The sequence below is a fragment of the Vibrio aquaticus genome (assembly GCF_003970385.1).
GTDB classification, from domain to species: Bacteria; Pseudomonadota; Gammaproteobacteria; order Enterobacterales; family Vibrionaceae; genus Vibrio; species Vibrio aquaticus.
Window position 1 is genome coordinate 1 of record NZ_RXZH01000113.1, and the last position, 525, is coordinate 525.

Genomic DNA, 525 nt, shown 5'->3' on the forward strand with positions numbered 1-525 from the left:
GTGGTCAGCTTCCCGAAGGCTTCAGCGACCTTGTCCACCTCCACTCCGGATGCAGAGGAGAAACGCGCCACACTCTGGCTGATGGACGCAATCTGAGCCTCACCGCTTACCCCCGCCTTAACCAGTGCGCTGAGTGACTCGCTGGTCTGGTTAAACGGACGCAATCTGAGCCTCACCGCTTACCCCCGCCTTAACCAGTGCGCTGAGTGACTCGCTGGTCTGGTTAAACGTCAGCCCTGCCGCCTGCCCGGCTCTGGACAGGACCAGCATACGATCTGCCGTCAGTCCCGCCTGATTGCCGGAAAGGACCAGCGTTTTGTTGAAATCGGACAGGGTTGAGTTGCCCTGATGCCAGGCATACGCCAGCGCACCGGTCGCCACCGCCAGCGAGGTGGCCCCCACCATCGGCAGGGTGATCGCACCGGCAAGCCCCCTGAACATGGGGATCAKCCCGCCGMAGGAGTCCTTCACCTGCCCCCCCTGTTGCAGCAGGATCAGCCACGGACTTTGCCCGCCTGCAAGCTG

2 protein-coding genes are annotated in these 525 nt (G+C 62.9%); both read right to left on the reverse strand.

All coding sequences use genetic code 11. The features are described from left to right. Positions 1 to 176: phage tail length tape measure family protein (locus tag EJ063_RS21745; RefSeq protein ID WP_439333301.1), on the reverse strand; the 176-nt coding region annotated here is incomplete at its 3' end. Further along, positions 151 to 525, reverse strand: a 375-nt coding sequence (locus EJ063_RS20565; RefSeq protein WP_439333300.1) for a phage tail length tape measure family protein, incomplete at its 5' end; no start/stop codon positions are given. The genes EJ063_RS20565 and EJ063_RS21745, both read right to left, overlap by 26 nt.